Source organism: Pigmentiphaga litoralis (assembly GCF_048632615.1).
Taxonomy (GTDB): domain Bacteria; phylum Pseudomonadota; class Gammaproteobacteria; order Burkholderiales; family Burkholderiaceae_B; genus Pigmentiphaga; species Pigmentiphaga litoralis_B.
Window position 1 is genome coordinate 1,589,287 of record NZ_CP184479.1, and the last position, 14,527, is coordinate 1,603,813.

The window sequence follows — 14,527 nt, forward strand, 5'->3', positions numbered from 1 at the left end:
CCGTCAGTGCCGCATCTTTTGCAGGATGTCCCGCTTCAGCTCGTTGAACACGTCGCCCGTGATCAGGTCGAGCGTGCGCGGCCGTTCGATCGGCACGGGAATCCGCGTGGCGATCCGCCCCGGCCGGACCGACATCACATAGATGGTGTCGGCCAGCAGAATGGCTTCATCGATATCGTGCGTGACGAACACCACCGTGGTCCGCAAGTTCTGCCACACCGACAGCAGCAACTCCTGCATGGTCAGGCGGGTCTGGGCATCCAGCGCGCCAAAGGGCTCGTCCATCAGCAGAACCTGCGAACCCAGCGTCAGCACCCGGGCGATGCCCACGCGCTGGCGCATGCCGCCCGACAGCTGCACGGGCAAGGCTTTGGTGAACGCCGACAGGCCCGTGATTTCGAGCATGTCCTTGGCCCGCTGTTCATACTGGGCCTTGGGCAGGCCCGCCGTCTTGGGCCCGAAGATCACGTTCTCCCACACGTTCAGCCAGGGGAACAGCGCGGCTTCCTGGAACACCACGCCCCGTTCCGGACCGGGCCGGGTCACGGGTTTGCCCCCGACCAGCAAGCTGCCGCCGGACGCCGATTCGAAGCCGGCGATCATGTTCAGCAACGTGGACTTGCCGCAGCCCGACGGCCCCAGCAGGGCCACGAATTCGCCCGCCTGCACGTGCAGGTCGATGTTGTCGAGGGCGTGGACCGGCGTCGCGCCAGGATAGGTCTTGCTCAGTTGCGAGATGGAAATGTCTGACATCTGGAACTCAATGATTTTGCAGAATGCGCCAGACCAGCACGCGACGTTCGATGAGCACGATCAGCCGGTCACTGATGAAACCCATCAGGCCGATCGACACCATGTCGGCCAGCACGATATCCATGCGGCCCACGTAATACGCGTCCCACAGCACATAGCCGAGGCCCGACTTGACCGCAACCATCTCGGACACGATCACGGCCGTCCACGAAATGCCCAGGCCGATCCGCAGCCCCGTGAAGATGGAAGGCATGGCTGCCGGCAGCACCACGCGGCGCAGTACCTGTCCCGACGACGCGCCCATCATGCGGGCGGCACGGACCAGATTGCGGTCGACATCGCGCGCGCCCTGGGTGGTATTGACGATGATGGCGTAGAAGCCGCCCAGGAAAATCAGGAAGATCGAGCCCATGTCACGGATGCCGAACACGGCGATCGAGAACGGCAGCCAGGCGGTGATGGGAATCGGGCGCATGCCCTGCACCAGCGGGTCCAGCATGAGGGACGTGATGCGGCTCCAGCCAATGGCCAAGCCAATCGGAATGCCGAGCACCATGGCCAGGATGAAACCTTGCGCGACACGCATCGTGCTGTATTGCACATTGCCGAACCACGTGCCCAGGTACGGATTGAGACCCATGCCCGGATCGCCGAACATCCAGTCATACCAGGCGCGGCCGACCTGCATCGGAACGGGCACGACGCCCGACATGGCGCTCGATTGGCCCACCAATTGCCAGAGCACCAGGATCAGCACCGGCACGCAGGCGCCCAATGCGAAGCGGCCCAGCGCGCGGCTCGACCCACCCCAGGCGCGGGTCGGCACGGTGGCCGGTTTCAATACGGAAGTGGTCATTCAACGTCTCCAGAAGCGCGGCCGGAAATCGGCCGCGCAATGGCAACCGGCCGCATGTCGCCATGCCGCCCGGTTGCCGTACGACTTGCTCAGCGCTTCATGACCGCGTCGGCCAGCGACGGGTCCCACACCGTGTTGACCGTACCGCTCACGTCCTTGGGAATGATGCCCAGCGTGTTGAAGGTCTTGGCCTGGCGCTGCAATTGCGGCAGGTCCAGCACGCCGCCAAGCTTGATCAGCTTGACCGACTCGCGCGTGACTTCGATCGGCAGGCCGGTGTACTTGGCATAGGCCTGCGCAAACCCTTCGGGGTCCTTCGCCATCTTTTCTTCGGCGCTCTTGTAGGCCCACATGAAACACTTCATGGCTTCGGGCTTGTTCTTGAGGGCTTCGCGGGTCGCGGCCAGCAGGCCCAGTTCCGCGCCCACGGCCTTGGACTGGCTGTATTCGATCTTGCGCGCGAAGAAGGCGGTGTTCTTGGCCACCAGTTGCGATTCGAACGGTTCCCACACGGCGACCGCATCGACATCGCCCCGTTCCAGCGCCTGCACGAACGCCGTGCCGCCGCCCTGGATGTTGACGGCCGTGAAGGTCGTGTACGGAATGTTCTTTTCGGTCAGCGTCGCGGCCCACTGGAACCACACGGCCGATCCCGGTGCAATGCCGATGCGCTTGCCTTTCAGGTCGGACCAGTCTTCCAGCTTCACGCCTTTCTTGACCACCAGGTACTTGGGCGACGACGCCACGCCCGACAGGCCGACGATACGATCGCTGCCTTGCGACAGCGCGATCGCCAGGTCGGCCGGGCCGATGCCTGACACGTCCACCGACCCCGACAGCAAGGCAGTGCGCGCATCGGCGTAACGGACGAACTCGACCGGCTTGACCTCGACGTTGCAGGCCTTGAGCGGCTCGGCCACGTCCATCATCGGCGACAGGTGGCCAACCTTCACGTAGCCGATCGTCAGGGTTTCCTTGCGCGGCGACGGAGCCGGCTGGGGACCGACCGCAAAGGCGCCACCGGCGTAGACGGCGAGGAGTGCAATGCTCAGTACACGGTGCTGGATGGTCATGCCTTACCCCTGGTTCTTATCTAAGGAATGGAAACGCCGGCGCGTCGTCAGGACGGGCCGGCGGTACAGCAGATGGTGCGGTGGCGGCAGCGATCAGAATTCGGCGAACAGACGGCCGTAGCCTTCCTTGCGATCCTGGATGCCGATGCTGCGCAGGGCGTTCCAATAGGTGGCGACGTTCACGCCGATCAGCGGCTTGCCGCTTGTCTTTTCGATCTCTTCGGTGATCGCGCTGACGGGCAGGTTGGTGCCCACGTGCACGAAGGCTTCGGCATCGGAATGGTCCAGTTCCACGAAGGCCTTGCGAATGGTGTCCAGCGACGTGCGCGCCACATTGGTGGGGCCCTGGCACTTCAGGCCGACCTGCGACACGACGTCGTAGCCGCTGTCGACGAAGAAGGAACGGATCAATTCATCGGCCGGGGGCCAGTACGGGGTCAGCACCGCAATGCGCTTGATGCCCATGGCTTCCAGGCCGCGCACCACCGACACCGACGGCGTCATGAAGGGCACGCCCGCCAGTTGCGCCAGGCGGTCCTGGTCGGCCTGCGCGCGGTCGATGTTGCCGCGGAAGGAATGGATCGAATGCCCGTGCGCGATGACGTCCGGCTCGCAGTTGACGAGCAGGCGCACCGCTTCGGCCAGATTGCCCTCTTCCGTGTCCAGCGCCTCCCGATACTTCTTCATGTCGTCGTACGGGCGGACCGGCAGCTCCATGCGCATGACGTGGTTGGTCACGCCGGGCACGCGCATGCCTTCGTATTCAGGCTGCACCACCGTGTTGGTGGACGGGACGATCGCGCCAAGAATGGCGCGGTAGCCAAGGGTATCGGGTATCGGGGAGGACTTAGCCATGGTTCATTCCACTTTCAGGTTGGCCGCCTTGACCGCATCCGACCAGACGTCGATGTCGGTCTTGATGGTCTGGGCAAAATGTTCGGGTGTGTCGGCAACGATGTCGACGCCGAAATTGGTCATGCGTTCGATATAGACAGGATCCTTGGCGATCTTCTGCACTTCACGGGCGATGCGCTCGACGATCACGCGCGGAGTGCCGGCCGGCGCCATCAGGCCGTTCCACGTTTCGGTGCGAAAGCCGGGATACGACTCGGCAATGGTCGGCACGTCGGGGAATTGTTTCGACCGCTTGTCGCTCGACACGCCGATCAGGTGGATCGCACCGGACTTGGCCTGCGGCGCCAGCGCCGAGAAATTGCCGAAGTACATGGTGACTTCGCCGCCGATCAGGCCTGCCATGGCGGGGGCGTCCCCCTTGTAATTGATATGCATCATGTCCAGGCCGGCCCGCTTCTGGAACAGCGCGCCCGACAGGTGCGACACGCTGCCCGACCCGCCCGAGGCAAAGTTGTACTTGCCCGGCGCCGCCTTGACCATGTCGACGAATTCCTTGACGTTCTTGGCGGGCACGTTCTTGTTCACGCCCAGCACGAAAGGATTGCTGCCGAGGTTGGTGACCGGCACGAAGTCCTTGATCGGGTCGTAGGGCACCGCCGAAATCTTGGGCAGGATGGCGATGACGGGCATGGCCGCCACCAGCAGCGTGTAGCCGTCCGACGGCGCGCGCTGCACCTGTTGCGCGGCGATCATCCCGTTGGCGCCCGGCTTGTTTTCGACCACGACGGTCTGGCCCAGCGCGTTGGTCAGGCGTTCGGCGGTCACCCGCGCGATGCCATCGGTATTGCCGCCGACCGCGAACGGAACGATGAGGCGGATCGGACGTTGCGGCCATTCCTGCGCGTGGCTGGCCGAAGCCGCCCCCAGCAGACAGAGCGTTGCGGACAGAGTGAAGAAATGCCTGAATGTCATGCTGCTTCCAAGTTGAGTGAACCCACGTGTTTCGTCAACGCCTCCAGCCCTCGCACCGCTTCTTCTTATGGGGTCGTGCAGCCCGGCATCATTGCCACGGCGTCATTCGATCTCGGCCGCGCGGCGCAGACTCATCATCATCGAGCTCTGCATCAGGAACGGCAGCGCCGACTTGGGATCGGACGCCTGGGCGCGCAGTTCGTCGAAACGCTGCGCACGCACGGCCGGATCGTTTTCTTCCAGCATGCGTTTGTTGCGGATCGAATTGGCCTGGACGAACTCGATGTTGGTGGTGCGGCGCTGGCGCACATAGCGGTCCAGCAGGGATACGTCCGCATCCTTGCGCCACACCTTGCCCAGCTTTTCGGCCAGGTTCATGGCGTCGTGCAGCCCGCCGTTCAAGCCGAAGGCGCCCAGCGGGTTGTTGACGTGGGCCGCGTCGCCAGCCAGCAGCACGCGGTTGACACGCCAGTCCTTGGCCACGCGCTGATGCACCCGGTAGATGCTGGAATACGGCACGTGATAGCGGTCCTGCCAGGGCATGAAGCCGCGCAGGCGCGCCTGCGTTTCCGCATCGGACAACACTTCTTCATCGGGCTGATCGGCATTGGCGATCGGGAAGACGGCGCGCCACAGCCCCGGCGGGCCGTTGTGCGGCACGCAGAACACGGCCACCCATTCGGTGGGATCGGCAATGTAGGCATTCATGGCGTAGCCATGCTGCGCCAGGTCGTAATCGGTGCTGATGACGGCGAAACGTTCCGGCCAGGTAAAGCCTTCGAATTCCGTGCCGATCGCCTTGCGGGTAAAGCTGCGGCCGCCGTCACAGCCGATCAGCCAGTCGGCGGTCAGGGTGATGTCTTCGCCGTTCTGCGTCACGGTGGCGCGCACGCCGTTCTCATCCTGCTCGATGCCGCTCAGGGCAGCGCCGAACATCACCTTGGCATGCGGATAGGTCGCCAGCTTGTCCACGATGATGCGGGCCAGCTTGTGCTGCTCCAGATGCAGGCGGTACGGATAGGGCGTGATGTCGGACATGACACTCATGTCCCATTCGGCGATCACGCCTTCCTTGCGATCGCGCACCTGCCACACCGGCACCTTGATGCCCTGTTCCAGCATGGTGGCCGTCACGCCGTAAGGCGCCAGCATTTCCATGGTGGGCGGATGGAAGGTGCCGGCGCGCAGGTCGTGCTGCAGTTGGGGCTCGGATTCGAGCACCGTCACCGGGATGCCCTGATCCGCCAGGGCCACCGCGGCAGCCAGTCCGACCGGACCTGCGCCCGCCACGATGACGCCCGGATTGTGTTGATGCGCTGCCATGCAAACTCCAAGGATGAGGGCCTGGACGCGCGCGGTGCGCACCCCGAGTCAGGCGGTCACGACCCGTCGCAGTGCGAGAGCCGTGATGATTTGTGTTGATAAATATATTTGAATTAACTATAAATATACGGACGACGCAGTGTCAATATTTTTATAGCCGGGGAAATAACGATGATGGATGCTCATCCCGAGCTGACTGCCAGGCCGGATGCGATGGCATGCATGGCGGTGGCGGCGCGTGCCGGCGTCGTATTGACGCTGCCGGAGGCCACGGGCGTGGCCAAGGCGCTGGGTCGGTTGCAGCCGATGGAAGCGGATGCGGCCTACAGGGATACCGCGTCAGCCCCCGCTTGGCTATCCAGACAAACTCGGTTGACGGGTCGGGGGATCCGGTGTCGGACCGGCGGGCGGCGTTTGCCGCGCTGTTGAGGAAACTGGCGTGACGCAGGCATCACCCCCTTGCGCGCGGCCGATCGTGGTGCACCGGCACCCTTGCACCCGGATGATGCAAGGACCTTGCCAGCGGATATCGCGGGCCTGCGCGACGAGCTGCGCACGGGCCGCCTGTCGAGCGCCGAGGCGCTTGCCGCGCAGTGGGCGCGGGCCCGCGCGGCCGATGCGGCATGCCAGTCGGTGGTGCGTTGGCACGAAAGCGGTGCATGCAGCGTTACCTCCGCTGCCGCAGGGCCAGACACCCCGACCGACGGTCCGCTGACCGGCGTCGCCCTGGCGCACAAGGATATTTTCGCGATTGCGGGCCAGCAGGCCGGATGCGGTCGCGATCAGGCGCCCGACCCCGTTGCAGACCGGGATGCCGACGCACTGACCCGCCTTGCCCAGGCCGGCGCCACGAATCTGGCGGCGCTGTCGATGGCAGAACTCGCCTGCGGGTCCACCGGCGAGTCGCCCTGGTCACCCCGGCCCGTGAATGCGGTTTCAGCCGACGCCGTGGTGGGCGGATCCTCCGGCGGGTCGGCGGCTGCCGTCGCGGCGGGCCTGTGTTACGCGTCGCTGGGCACCGATACGGCAGGTTCCGTGCGCATCCCCGCCGCCACTTGCGGCCTGATCGGCCTGAAGCCGACCTGGGATGCGATCTCGCGCCAGGGGTGCATCCGCTGGCCCCGTCGCTCGACACGGTCGGCGTCATTGCCCGGACCGTGGCCGATGCCGCCGTGGTGTACGCCTGCGCGGCGCAGGCCGCGCCGCCTGAGCTCGTCCATGCCGCCGCGACGCCGCATGGCATGGCCGACTGGCTGTCGATGCCGGCCCGTTTGCGCATCGCCACGCATGTGCCCCCGGCTCCGCCTGATGATGAAGTCATTGGCGCACTGCAGGCATTCATTGACCGGGCCAGCGGCGATCACGACGTCCACGCGGTCGAACTGCCGCAGCTCGACGCGCTGTCCCGGCTCGCCCATGTCGTGCTGCACGCCGAAGCCGCCGCCGCGCATCGCGCCTTGCTGCAGGACCCGGCTGCGCACCTGGGCGCTTCCGCGCGCGCCGTGCTGGTCCCGGGCGCCGCGATGCCCGAGGCCTGGTATCACGACGCCATCGCGCAGCGGGGTGCCCGCCTGCAAGCCTTCGTCGACACGGTGTTTGCCAAGGCCGACGTGTTGCTGGTGCCTGCCCTGTTCCGCCCCGTGCCCGACTGGGACACCGTCACCCCGGGCGCGCCCGGCTTCGACGTGCACCAGTTGCTGGCCCTGCACCGCTGGATGCCCTTCGTCAATTACCTGGGGCTGCCCGCCTTGGTTTTCCCGATAGGCCACGATCGCCGCGGCCGTCCCATTACCGCGCAAGCCGTCTCGCGCCCCCACGCCGAAGCCGTGCTTCTCGCCTTCGCCCATCGGTATGACCGCGGCGCTGCCAGCCTGTCCATACCCTCCCCCTCCGCCCGCTCTTCGTCGGCGACTCTTCGATAGATCACCATGCCCAAGATTTCCGCCTCCAAAGCCTTGTCCCGATTTCGCGTGCTCGACCTGTCGCGCGTGCGTGCCGGCCCGACCTGCGTCCGCATGCTTGCCGACTTCGGCGCTGACGTGATCCGGGTCGAACCGCCCCCGGGTGTGGACCCGAACGAAGCCATGTTCGCCGCCGACCGGCTGGGCGGCGACTTCCAGAACCTGAACCGCAACAAGCGATCGCTGACGCTGAACCTGAAAAAGCCGGAAGCGCTCGAGATCATCAAGCGCCTGGTCAAGGACGCCGATGTGCTGGTCGAGAACTGGCGGCCGGACGTCAAGGCGCGGCTGGGCCTGGACTATGAATCGCTCAAGAAGATCAACCCGCGCATCATCCTGGCCAGCATTTCGGGCTTCGGCCAGGACGGCCCATACGCCGGCCGGCCCGGCTTCGACCAGATCGTCCAGGGCATGGGCGGCCTGATGTCGGTCACCGGCCATCCGGACCAGGGCCCCGTGCGCGCGGGCCTGGCGGTGGCGGATTCCAGTTCCGGCCTGTATGCCGCGCTGGGTATCATGACCGCGCTGCTGGAACGCGAAAAGTCCGGTGTCGGCCAGTGGGTGCACGTGTCGCTGCTGCATGCGCAGATCGCGATGATGGACTTCCAGGTCGCACGCTATCTGAACGATGGCGACATTCCGGTGCAGGTCGGCAACGACCATCCCACCAGCAGCCCGATGGGCCTGTTCAGTGCGTCCGACGGCTACTTCAACCTGGGCGCATCCGGCGAAGGCAGCTGGGTCCGCTTTGCCAAAGCCGTCGGCAAGGAAGACTGGCTGAACGACCCGGAATTCAAGACCGAAAAGCTGCGCGTCAAGCACCGTGAACGCCTGAACCGCGAGATCCAGGAGATCTTTGCGCCCAAGACGGTGGCGCACTGGGTGGACCTGCTCAACGAAGCGAGCGTGCCGGCCGGCCCCGTCTATTCGGTGCCGCAACTCTTCGACGATCCCCAGGTGCAGCACCTCCGGGTCGTTGCCGAATCCACCACGCCGCAGGGTCCGACCAAGCAGTACATCACGCAGCCCGTGCATCTGGAACGCACGCCGTCGGCCATTGCGCGATCGGCGCCGGATTGGGGCGAGCACACCGACGAGATCCTGAAAGAAATCGGGTTCGATGACGACGCAATCCGTTCCATGCGTGCCAGCGGCGCGGTCTGACCATAAAGGAATTCCCATGAGCCAGGTCGACCTGACCCTGACCGACGGCATCGCCCGCATCACGCTGTCGAATCCCGCCAAGTACAACGCCATGAGCTTCGGCATGTGGACCGGCCTGGGCGACATTGTCGAATCGCTGCTGGGCCGCGATGACGTGCGGGTGCTGGTGCTGCGCGGCGCGGGCGAAAAAGCCTTTGTGTCGGGCGCCGACATTTCCGAATTCGAAACCCAGCGCGGCAGCGCCGATGCGGTTGACGCCTACAACGCCGCCGTGGCGCGCGCGCAGAATGCGCTGACCGATTTCCCGCTGCCCGTCATCGCGCACATCCACGGCGTATGCATGGGCGGCGGCATCGGTCTGGCACTGGCGTGCGACCTGCGTTACTGCGCGCGCACCTCGCGCTTTCGCATGCCGGCCGCGCGGCTGGGGCTGGGCTATGGCTTCGATGGCATCCGCCATACCGTGGATGCCATAGGCGCCGCGCGCACTGCCGAACTGTTCTACACCGCGTCCACCTTTGACGGAGCCGAGGCCGAACGGATCGGCCTGGTCCACCGCGCGCACGACGCCGAGGCGCTCGATGCCGAAGTGCATGCGGTCGCCACGGCGATCGCCGGCAACGCGCCGCTGACCCTGCGCGCCGCCAAAATGGCGATTGCGCATGCGCTGCGCGATCCAGCCGACCGTGACGCCGCGGCGGTGGACGCCGCGGTCGACGCGTGCTTTGCCAGCGCCGACTATATCGAAGGCCGCCGCGCCTTCATGGAAAAACGTCCGCCCGCATTTACGGGCAAGTAGAGCGGCGTCGCGATCGCCGGCGGGCGCCTGCCTGCCAGCGACCTCGTCCCCGCGCTCCAGGCATCCGAACCTTTACATTTTGACAAGGCAGCATTCGATGGCCAACCCCCGCGTTCCCTATCGTTTCTCCGACGACCGCCGGCCGCTCACGGCCCACCCCAAGGGCCGCATCATGGTCCACCTGGTGGTGAACGTGGAGCACTGGCAGTTCGAGAACGCCATGCCCCGCACCATCATCACGCCGCCGCACGGCAAGGAAACCGTGCCCGACGTGCCCAACTTCAGCTGGGTCGACTACGGCATGCGGGCTGGCCTGCCGCGCATCATCCGCGCGATCGCCGACCGTGGCCTGCCCGCATCGACCAGCTTCAACGCCAGCGTGATCGACGCCTACCCGCGCGCCGCGGCCGCCATGCACGAAGCCGGCTGGGAATTCATCGGCCATGGCCTGCACCAGAAATCGATCAACCATGCGGGTTCCGAGGCCGAACTGATCGATGCCACGCTGAGCAAGATCGAGGGCTTTACCGGAACGCGTCCGCGCGGCTGGCTCAGCCCCGGCCTGCGCGAAACCGTCGACACGCCCGAGCTGCTCAAGGCCGCCGGCGTGGACTACGTTTGCGACTGGGTCATCGACGACCTGCCCGACTGGCTGACGACGACGAAGGGGCCGCTGCTGGGCCTGCCCTACAACCTCGAAATCAACGACTCGATCATCTACGCGATTGAAAAGCATTCATCGCCCGAAATGCTGCTGCGCTTGCAGAACACGCTGGCCCTGTTCGAACGGGAATCGGCCCACCGCCCCCGCGTGCTGGCCCTGGGGCTGCATCCGCACCTGATCGGCGTGCCGCATCGTTTCGGTTACCTGGAACAGATGCTGGACCTGCTGCAACGGACCCCGGGCGTAGGCTTTTTCACCGGCAGCGAAATCGCTGACTGGTATGCCGAACAATCGCCAGCCGACAAGGACTGATATGGATCTGCAACTGAACGGCAAACGCGTGCTGGTGACCGGCGCATCGCAGGGCATCGGCTATGCGTGCGCGCTGGCCTTTGCCCAGGAAGGCGCCACGCCCATCCTGGCCGCGCGCGACCCGGCCAAGCTGGACCAGGCCGCCGCGGCGATCGCGGCCGCCACCGGGATCACGCCGGCATGCATTCCGGCCGACCTGGGCCAGGAAGGCGCCGCGCAGCGCCTGGCCGACGCGGCGGGCGAGGTCGATATCCTGGTCAACAATGCCGGCGCGATTCCCGGCGGCTCGCTCGACAAGGTGGACGATGCCCGCTGGCGCGCCGCCTGGGAACTCAAGCTGTACGGCTACATCAACCTGGTGCGGGCCTGCCTGCCCGGCATGCAGGCCCGTCGCAGCGGGGTCATCGCCAACATCATCGGCATGGCCGGCGCCGAACCGCGCAACGAATACGTGGCGGGCAGCACCGCCAACGCGGCATTGATGGCCTTTACCAAGGCCGTCGGCGGCGCATCCCCGCGCGACAACGTGCGGGTGTTCGGCATCAACCCCAGCCAGACCCGCACGCAGCGTATCGTGTCGGTCAGCAAGGACCTGGCCGCCACCCGGCTGGGCGACAGCGACCGGTGGGAAGAACTGACCAAGGGCCTGCCCTTCGGCCGCCTGATGGAACCGGAAGAAGTGGCCAGCATGGTCGTGTTCTGCTGCTCGCCGCGCGCCGCGTACCTGAGCGGATCGGTCATCGACCTGGATGGCGGACAGGCGAACGCCACGCCAGGTTGAGTCGAAGGTCAGGCAGGTAACCGACTGTAGGACCTGCCAGCCGAGGCTTGCGCAGGTCCTGTCCGATCGACTATCTTGAATCGTCGACTCAACGACCGCGCAGAAGAGTCCGGCCTCGTGCCGGCGCCGAAGGAGCAACCACCCCGGAATCTCTCAGGCAACCAGGACTGCGCGGGACAGACGATCTGGAGAGAGATGCCTTTGCGGCATCCACCGAAGGGGAACCGGCCTGTTGCATGTCAGGCCGGTGAAGCTCTCAGGTAACAGGACAGATGGGGTGATCCGTGGCAACACGGCCATCCACCTCTACGTCCTGCGAGTGCCCTCATGTCCCGTATCGCCATCATCGGCGCCGGCATTACCGGCGTCACATCCGCCTACGCGCTCAGCAAGCTCGGTCACGACGTGACCGTCATCGACAGGCACCGCTATGCCGCGATGGAAACGTCGTTCGCCAACGGCGGCCAGCTGTCCGCCAGCAATGCCGAAGTCTGGAACCACCGCAGCACCCTCATCAAGGGCCTGAAGTGGATGACCCAACGCAACGCCCCCTGCTCTTCAATCCGCTGCCCAGCGTGCACAAATACCTGTGGGTCGCGCAGTTCCTCAGCCACATCCGCGACTACCGCAGCAACACCATCGCCACCACCCGCCTGGCCATCGAATCGCGCAAGCATCTGTACCAGATGGCCGCCGACGAGGGCATCGACTTCGACCTGGAACAGCGCGGCATCTTGCACATCTATCACGACAAGGCCAGCTTCGACGCTGCCGGTCTGGTGAACCAGCTGCTGGTCGAAGGCGGCCTGGAACGTCATGCCGTCACCTCGGCCGAGGCGCGCGTCATCGAACCGGCCTTGGGCCGCGACTGCTATGGCGGCTACTTCACGCCGTCGGACGCGACCGGCGACATCCACCGCTTCACGCGCGGCCTGGCCGATGCGTGCGCGCGCCGTGGCGTGCGCTTTGTCATGGACACCGACGTGCAGGCCATAGCCCGGCCTGGCGACGGCGGCTACCGTTTACGCGTCGCGCGCAGTCCCACCCAGGACGGCATGACCCAGCAAGCCGCAGCCGTGCAGCGGGCCGACACGCTGAGCGCGGACGCGTCCACCCCGGCCGCGCAGGGCGATGCCGGCCACGATGACCTGATCCAGGCCGACGCCGTCGTCATCTGCGCCGGCGTCGCCAGCCGGCGTTTTGCGGCCATGCTGGGCGACACGGTCAACATCTATCCGGTCAAGGGCTACTCGATCACCCTGGACCTGGACACCGACGACGGCCGCGCCGCCGCCCCGTGGGTCAGCCTGCTGGACGAATCCGCCAAGATCGTGACCAGCCGCCTGGGCGCGAATCGCCTGCGCGTGGCCGGCACCGCCGAATTCAATGGTGAAAATCATGACATCCGCGCCGACCGCATCGCGCCGCTGGTGGCCTGGACCCGCCGCGAATTCCCGGGTGTTCCGACCCACCACATCTCCCCTTGGGCGGGCCTGCGTCCGATGATGCCGGACATGATGCCGCGCGTCAGCCCCGGCCGCCTGCCCGGCGTGTTCTACAACACCGGGCACGGGCACCTGGGCTGGACCCTGTCCGCCGCCACCGCGCAGATCCTGGCCGTGCAGGTGGAAGCGGCAGAGCGGGCATTGATGGCGAAAAGCCCGATCGTACAAGCGGCAAGGGAGACCACGGCGGATCTGCATGGGCTGGGTTTCGTCAACAGACCAAAGTAGCAACGGCCCCGGAGCGGCCAAAAGGTCTGCTCTGCACTGTTTTGGCACGACGCCAACGTGCGGGCACCACGGCGGCGCACGCGATTCGATGATGGTCGGGCGCGCCCGCTGGCGTGGCCTTGTGACGCAGAAGGAAAGCGTCGGCCAGCACTAGCACGGATATTGCTTCGTTCCTTGTCTCAAGCCGACGCGCGCTTTCCGGCCCGTCGGCTCCCGAACAAGGAATGCAATGACCCTCGCCGTACCTGCTGTTTCGACACCTGCCCACCGCCTTGTAAACCGTCTGCGCCTGACCACCGTGGCCGGCGCACTGATCGCCGCAACAATCAGCAGCATTGCCATCGCGGCCTACCCTGACCGGCCCATCACCGTCATCATCTCCTTCCCACCCGCGGGCGCAACCGACGTGCTCGCGCGGGCCATCGGCCAGCAACTGGGCGTCGAACTGAAGCAGACCGTGGTGATCGAAAACCGTCCGGGCGCAGGCGGCGCCATCGGGCTGGGCGCGGCGGCCCGCGCGGCGCGCGATGGCTACACGCTGCACCTGGCCGCGGTCACCAACCAGGCCATCGCGGCCAGCATCTACAAGAATCAGCCCGTCAGCCTGGTGGACGATTTCGTGCCGATCGCCGGGGTCGGCAACGTGCCGCACGCGGTCGTGGTGCCGACGTCCTTGCCGGTCAAGGACGTGGCCGGGTTGATCGCGTTGCTCAAGGCCGCGCCGGGCAAGTACAACTTTGCGTCGCAGGGCACGGGCACGCTGTCGCATCTGGAATCCGAACTCTTCGCGCTCAAGACCGGCGTGTCCATGACGCACATCCCCTACAAAGGCAGCGTGCAGGCCCTGCCCGAACTCGCCAACGGATCATCGTCAATGATGTTCGACAGCATTCCGGGTTCGATGCCGCTGGTGCAGGCCGGCAAGCTCAAGTTCCTGGCCGTGGCCTCCACCACGCGCGTCACGCTGTTGCCCGATGTGCCGACCATGGCCGAAGCGGGCGTCAAGGGCGTCGAAGCCAACAACCTGTTCGGCTTTACCGCGCCCAAAGGCACGCCCAAGGAAGCGCTCGACACCATCGAAAACGCGCTCAAGAAAGTGCTGGCCTCGCCCGATCTGAAGAAATCCCTGGCCGCGCAGGGCGCCGAACTCATCTACACCCCGGCCGACGCCTTTGGCCAGATGATCCGCCAGGAACACAAGACGTGGGCCGACGTGGTGTCCGCCGCGAAGGTAACCGTGGAGTAAGACGGGTCGATTCCCCGGGGGAGTTGACCTATCAT

The 14,527-nt window shown here is 65.8% G+C and carries 11 protein-coding genes, 2 pseudogenes and 2 riboswitches; of the genes and pseudogenes, 7 read left to right on the forward strand and 6 right to left on the reverse strand.

The features are described from left to right. Positions 1–3: 3 nt before the first annotated feature. The 6 genes from ACNANG_RS06985 to ACNANG_RS07010 all read right to left on the reverse strand — a co-directional run bounded on the left by ACNANG_RS06985 (position 4) and on the right by ACNANG_RS07010 (position 5,832). Positions 4–753 carry an ABC transporter ATP-binding protein gene (locus ACNANG_RS06985; protein ID WP_420226579.1) on the reverse strand — a complete coding sequence of 250 codons (750 nt, stop codon included), beginning with the start codon at positions 751–753 and terminating at the stop codon, positions 4–6. A 7-nt stretch (positions 754–760) separates the two neighbouring features. Next, entirely contained in the window at positions 761–1,609 is an 849-nt protein-coding gene (locus ACNANG_RS06990; protein ID WP_420226580.1) for an ABC transporter permease, read from the reverse strand. Between the two features lie 89 nt (positions 1,610–1,698). Continuing rightward, a complete protein-coding gene (locus ACNANG_RS06995; protein WP_420226581.1) occupies positions 1,699–2,682 on the reverse strand; it encodes an ABC transporter substrate-binding protein in 984 nt (327 codons plus the stop codon). A 93-nt stretch (positions 2,683–2,775) separates the two neighbouring features. Then, positions 2,776–3,537: a maleate cis-trans isomerase family protein gene (locus ACNANG_RS07000; RefSeq protein WP_420226582.1), complete on the reverse strand. Its 762-nt coding sequence runs from the start codon at positions 3,535–3,537 to the stop codon at positions 2,776–2,778. Between the two features lie 3 nt (positions 3,538–3,540). Beyond that, entirely contained in the window at positions 3,541–4,509 is a 969-nt protein-coding gene (locus tag ACNANG_RS07005; RefSeq protein ID WP_420226583.1) for a Bug family tripartite tricarboxylate transporter substrate binding protein, read from the reverse strand. Between the two features lie 102 nt (positions 4,510–4,611). Then, on the reverse strand, positions 4,612–5,832 hold the full coding sequence (locus ACNANG_RS07010; RefSeq protein WP_420226584.1) for an FAD-dependent oxidoreductase: 1,221 nt from the start codon (positions 5,830–5,832) through the stop codon (positions 4,612–4,614). Between the two features lie 636 nt (positions 5,833–6,468). Between ACNANG_RS07010 and ACNANG_RS07015 the strand changes: the two are divergent. The 7 genes and pseudogenes from ACNANG_RS07015 to ACNANG_RS07045 all read left to right on the forward strand — a co-directional run bounded on the left by ACNANG_RS07015 (position 6,469) and on the right by ACNANG_RS07045 (position 14,492). After that, positions 6,469–7,754, forward strand: a pseudogene (locus ACNANG_RS07015) (amidase). A gap of 6 nt (positions 7,755–7,760) precedes the next feature. Then, positions 7,761–8,957: a CaiB/BaiF CoA transferase family protein gene (locus tag ACNANG_RS07020; RefSeq protein ID WP_420226585.1), complete on the forward strand. Its 1,197-nt coding sequence runs from the start codon at positions 7,761–7,763 to the stop codon at positions 8,955–8,957. A gap of 16 nt (positions 8,958–8,973) precedes the next feature. Then, positions 8,974–9,756, forward strand: coding sequence for an enoyl-CoA hydratase (locus tag ACNANG_RS07025; RefSeq protein ID WP_420226586.1), 783 nt, complete (start codon positions 8,974–8,976; stop codon positions 9,754–9,756). A gap of 97 nt (positions 9,757–9,853) precedes the next feature. Next, complete coding sequence (locus tag ACNANG_RS07030; RefSeq protein ID WP_420226587.1) at positions 9,854–10,732, forward strand: polysaccharide deacetylase family protein; 879 nt, start codon at positions 9,854–9,856, stop codon at positions 10,730–10,732. Between the two features lies 1 nt (position 10,733). Beyond that, positions 10,734–11,513 carry a short-chain dehydrogenase/reductase gene (locus ACNANG_RS07035; protein WP_420226588.1) on the forward strand — a complete coding sequence of 260 codons (780 nt, stop codon included), beginning with the start codon at positions 10,734–10,736 and terminating at the stop codon, positions 11,511–11,513. Between the two features lie 90 nt (positions 11,514–11,603). Next, positions 11,604–11,693, forward strand: a riboswitch (glycine riboswitch). A gap of 3 nt (positions 11,694–11,696) precedes the next feature. Further along, a riboswitch (glycine riboswitch) is annotated at positions 11,697–11,787 on the forward strand. 53 nt (positions 11,788–11,840) lie between these two features. Beyond that, positions 11,841–13,246: pseudogene (locus ACNANG_RS07040) on the forward strand (D-amino acid dehydrogenase). Positions 13,247–13,475: 229 nt separating this feature from the next. Beyond that, positions 13,476–14,492: a Bug family tripartite tricarboxylate transporter substrate binding protein gene (locus ACNANG_RS07045; protein ID WP_420226589.1), complete on the forward strand. Its 1,017-nt coding sequence runs from the start codon at positions 13,476–13,478 to the stop codon at positions 14,490–14,492. Positions 14,493–14,527: the final 35 nt, after the last annotated feature.

Excerpts from the sequence above, each read along its gene's own strand:
- ACNANG_RS06985 (WP_420226579.1), bottom strand. The coding sequence starts at position 753 with ATGTCAGACATTTCCATCTCGCAACTGAGCAAGACCTATCCTGGCGCG.
- ACNANG_RS06990 (WP_420226580.1), bottom strand. The coding sequence starts at position 1,609 with ATGACCACTTCCGTATTGAAACCGGCCACCGTGCCGACCCGCGCCTGG.
- ACNANG_RS06995 (WP_420226581.1), bottom strand. The coding sequence starts at position 2,682 with ATGACCATCCAGCACCGTGTACTGAGCATTGCACTCCTCGCCGTCTAC.
- ACNANG_RS07000 (WP_420226582.1), bottom strand. The coding sequence starts at position 3,537 with ATGGCTAAGTCCTCCCCGATACCCGATACCCTTGGCTACCGCGCCATT.
- ACNANG_RS07005 (WP_420226583.1), bottom strand. The coding sequence starts at position 4,509 with ATGACATTCAGGCATTTCTTCACTCTGTCCGCAACGCTCTGTCTGCTG.
- ACNANG_RS07010 (WP_420226584.1), bottom strand. The coding sequence starts at position 5,832 with ATGGCAGCGCATCAACACAATCCGGGCGTCATCGTGGCGGGCGCAGGT.
- ACNANG_RS07020 (WP_420226585.1), top strand. The coding sequence starts at position 7,761 with ATGCCCAAGATTTCCGCCTCCAAAGCCTTGTCCCGATTTCGCGTGCTC.
- ACNANG_RS07025 (WP_420226586.1), top strand. The coding sequence starts at position 8,974 with ATGAGCCAGGTCGACCTGACCCTGACCGACGGCATCGCCCGCATCACG.
- ACNANG_RS07030 (WP_420226587.1), top strand. The coding sequence starts at position 9,854 with ATGGCCAACCCCCGCGTTCCCTATCGTTTCTCCGACGACCGCCGGCCG.
- ACNANG_RS07035 (WP_420226588.1), top strand. The coding sequence starts at position 10,734 with ATGGATCTGCAACTGAACGGCAAACGCGTGCTGGTGACCGGCGCATCG.
- ACNANG_RS07045 (WP_420226589.1), top strand. The coding sequence starts at position 13,476 with ATGACCCTCGCCGTACCTGCTGTTTCGACACCTGCCCACCGCCTTGTA.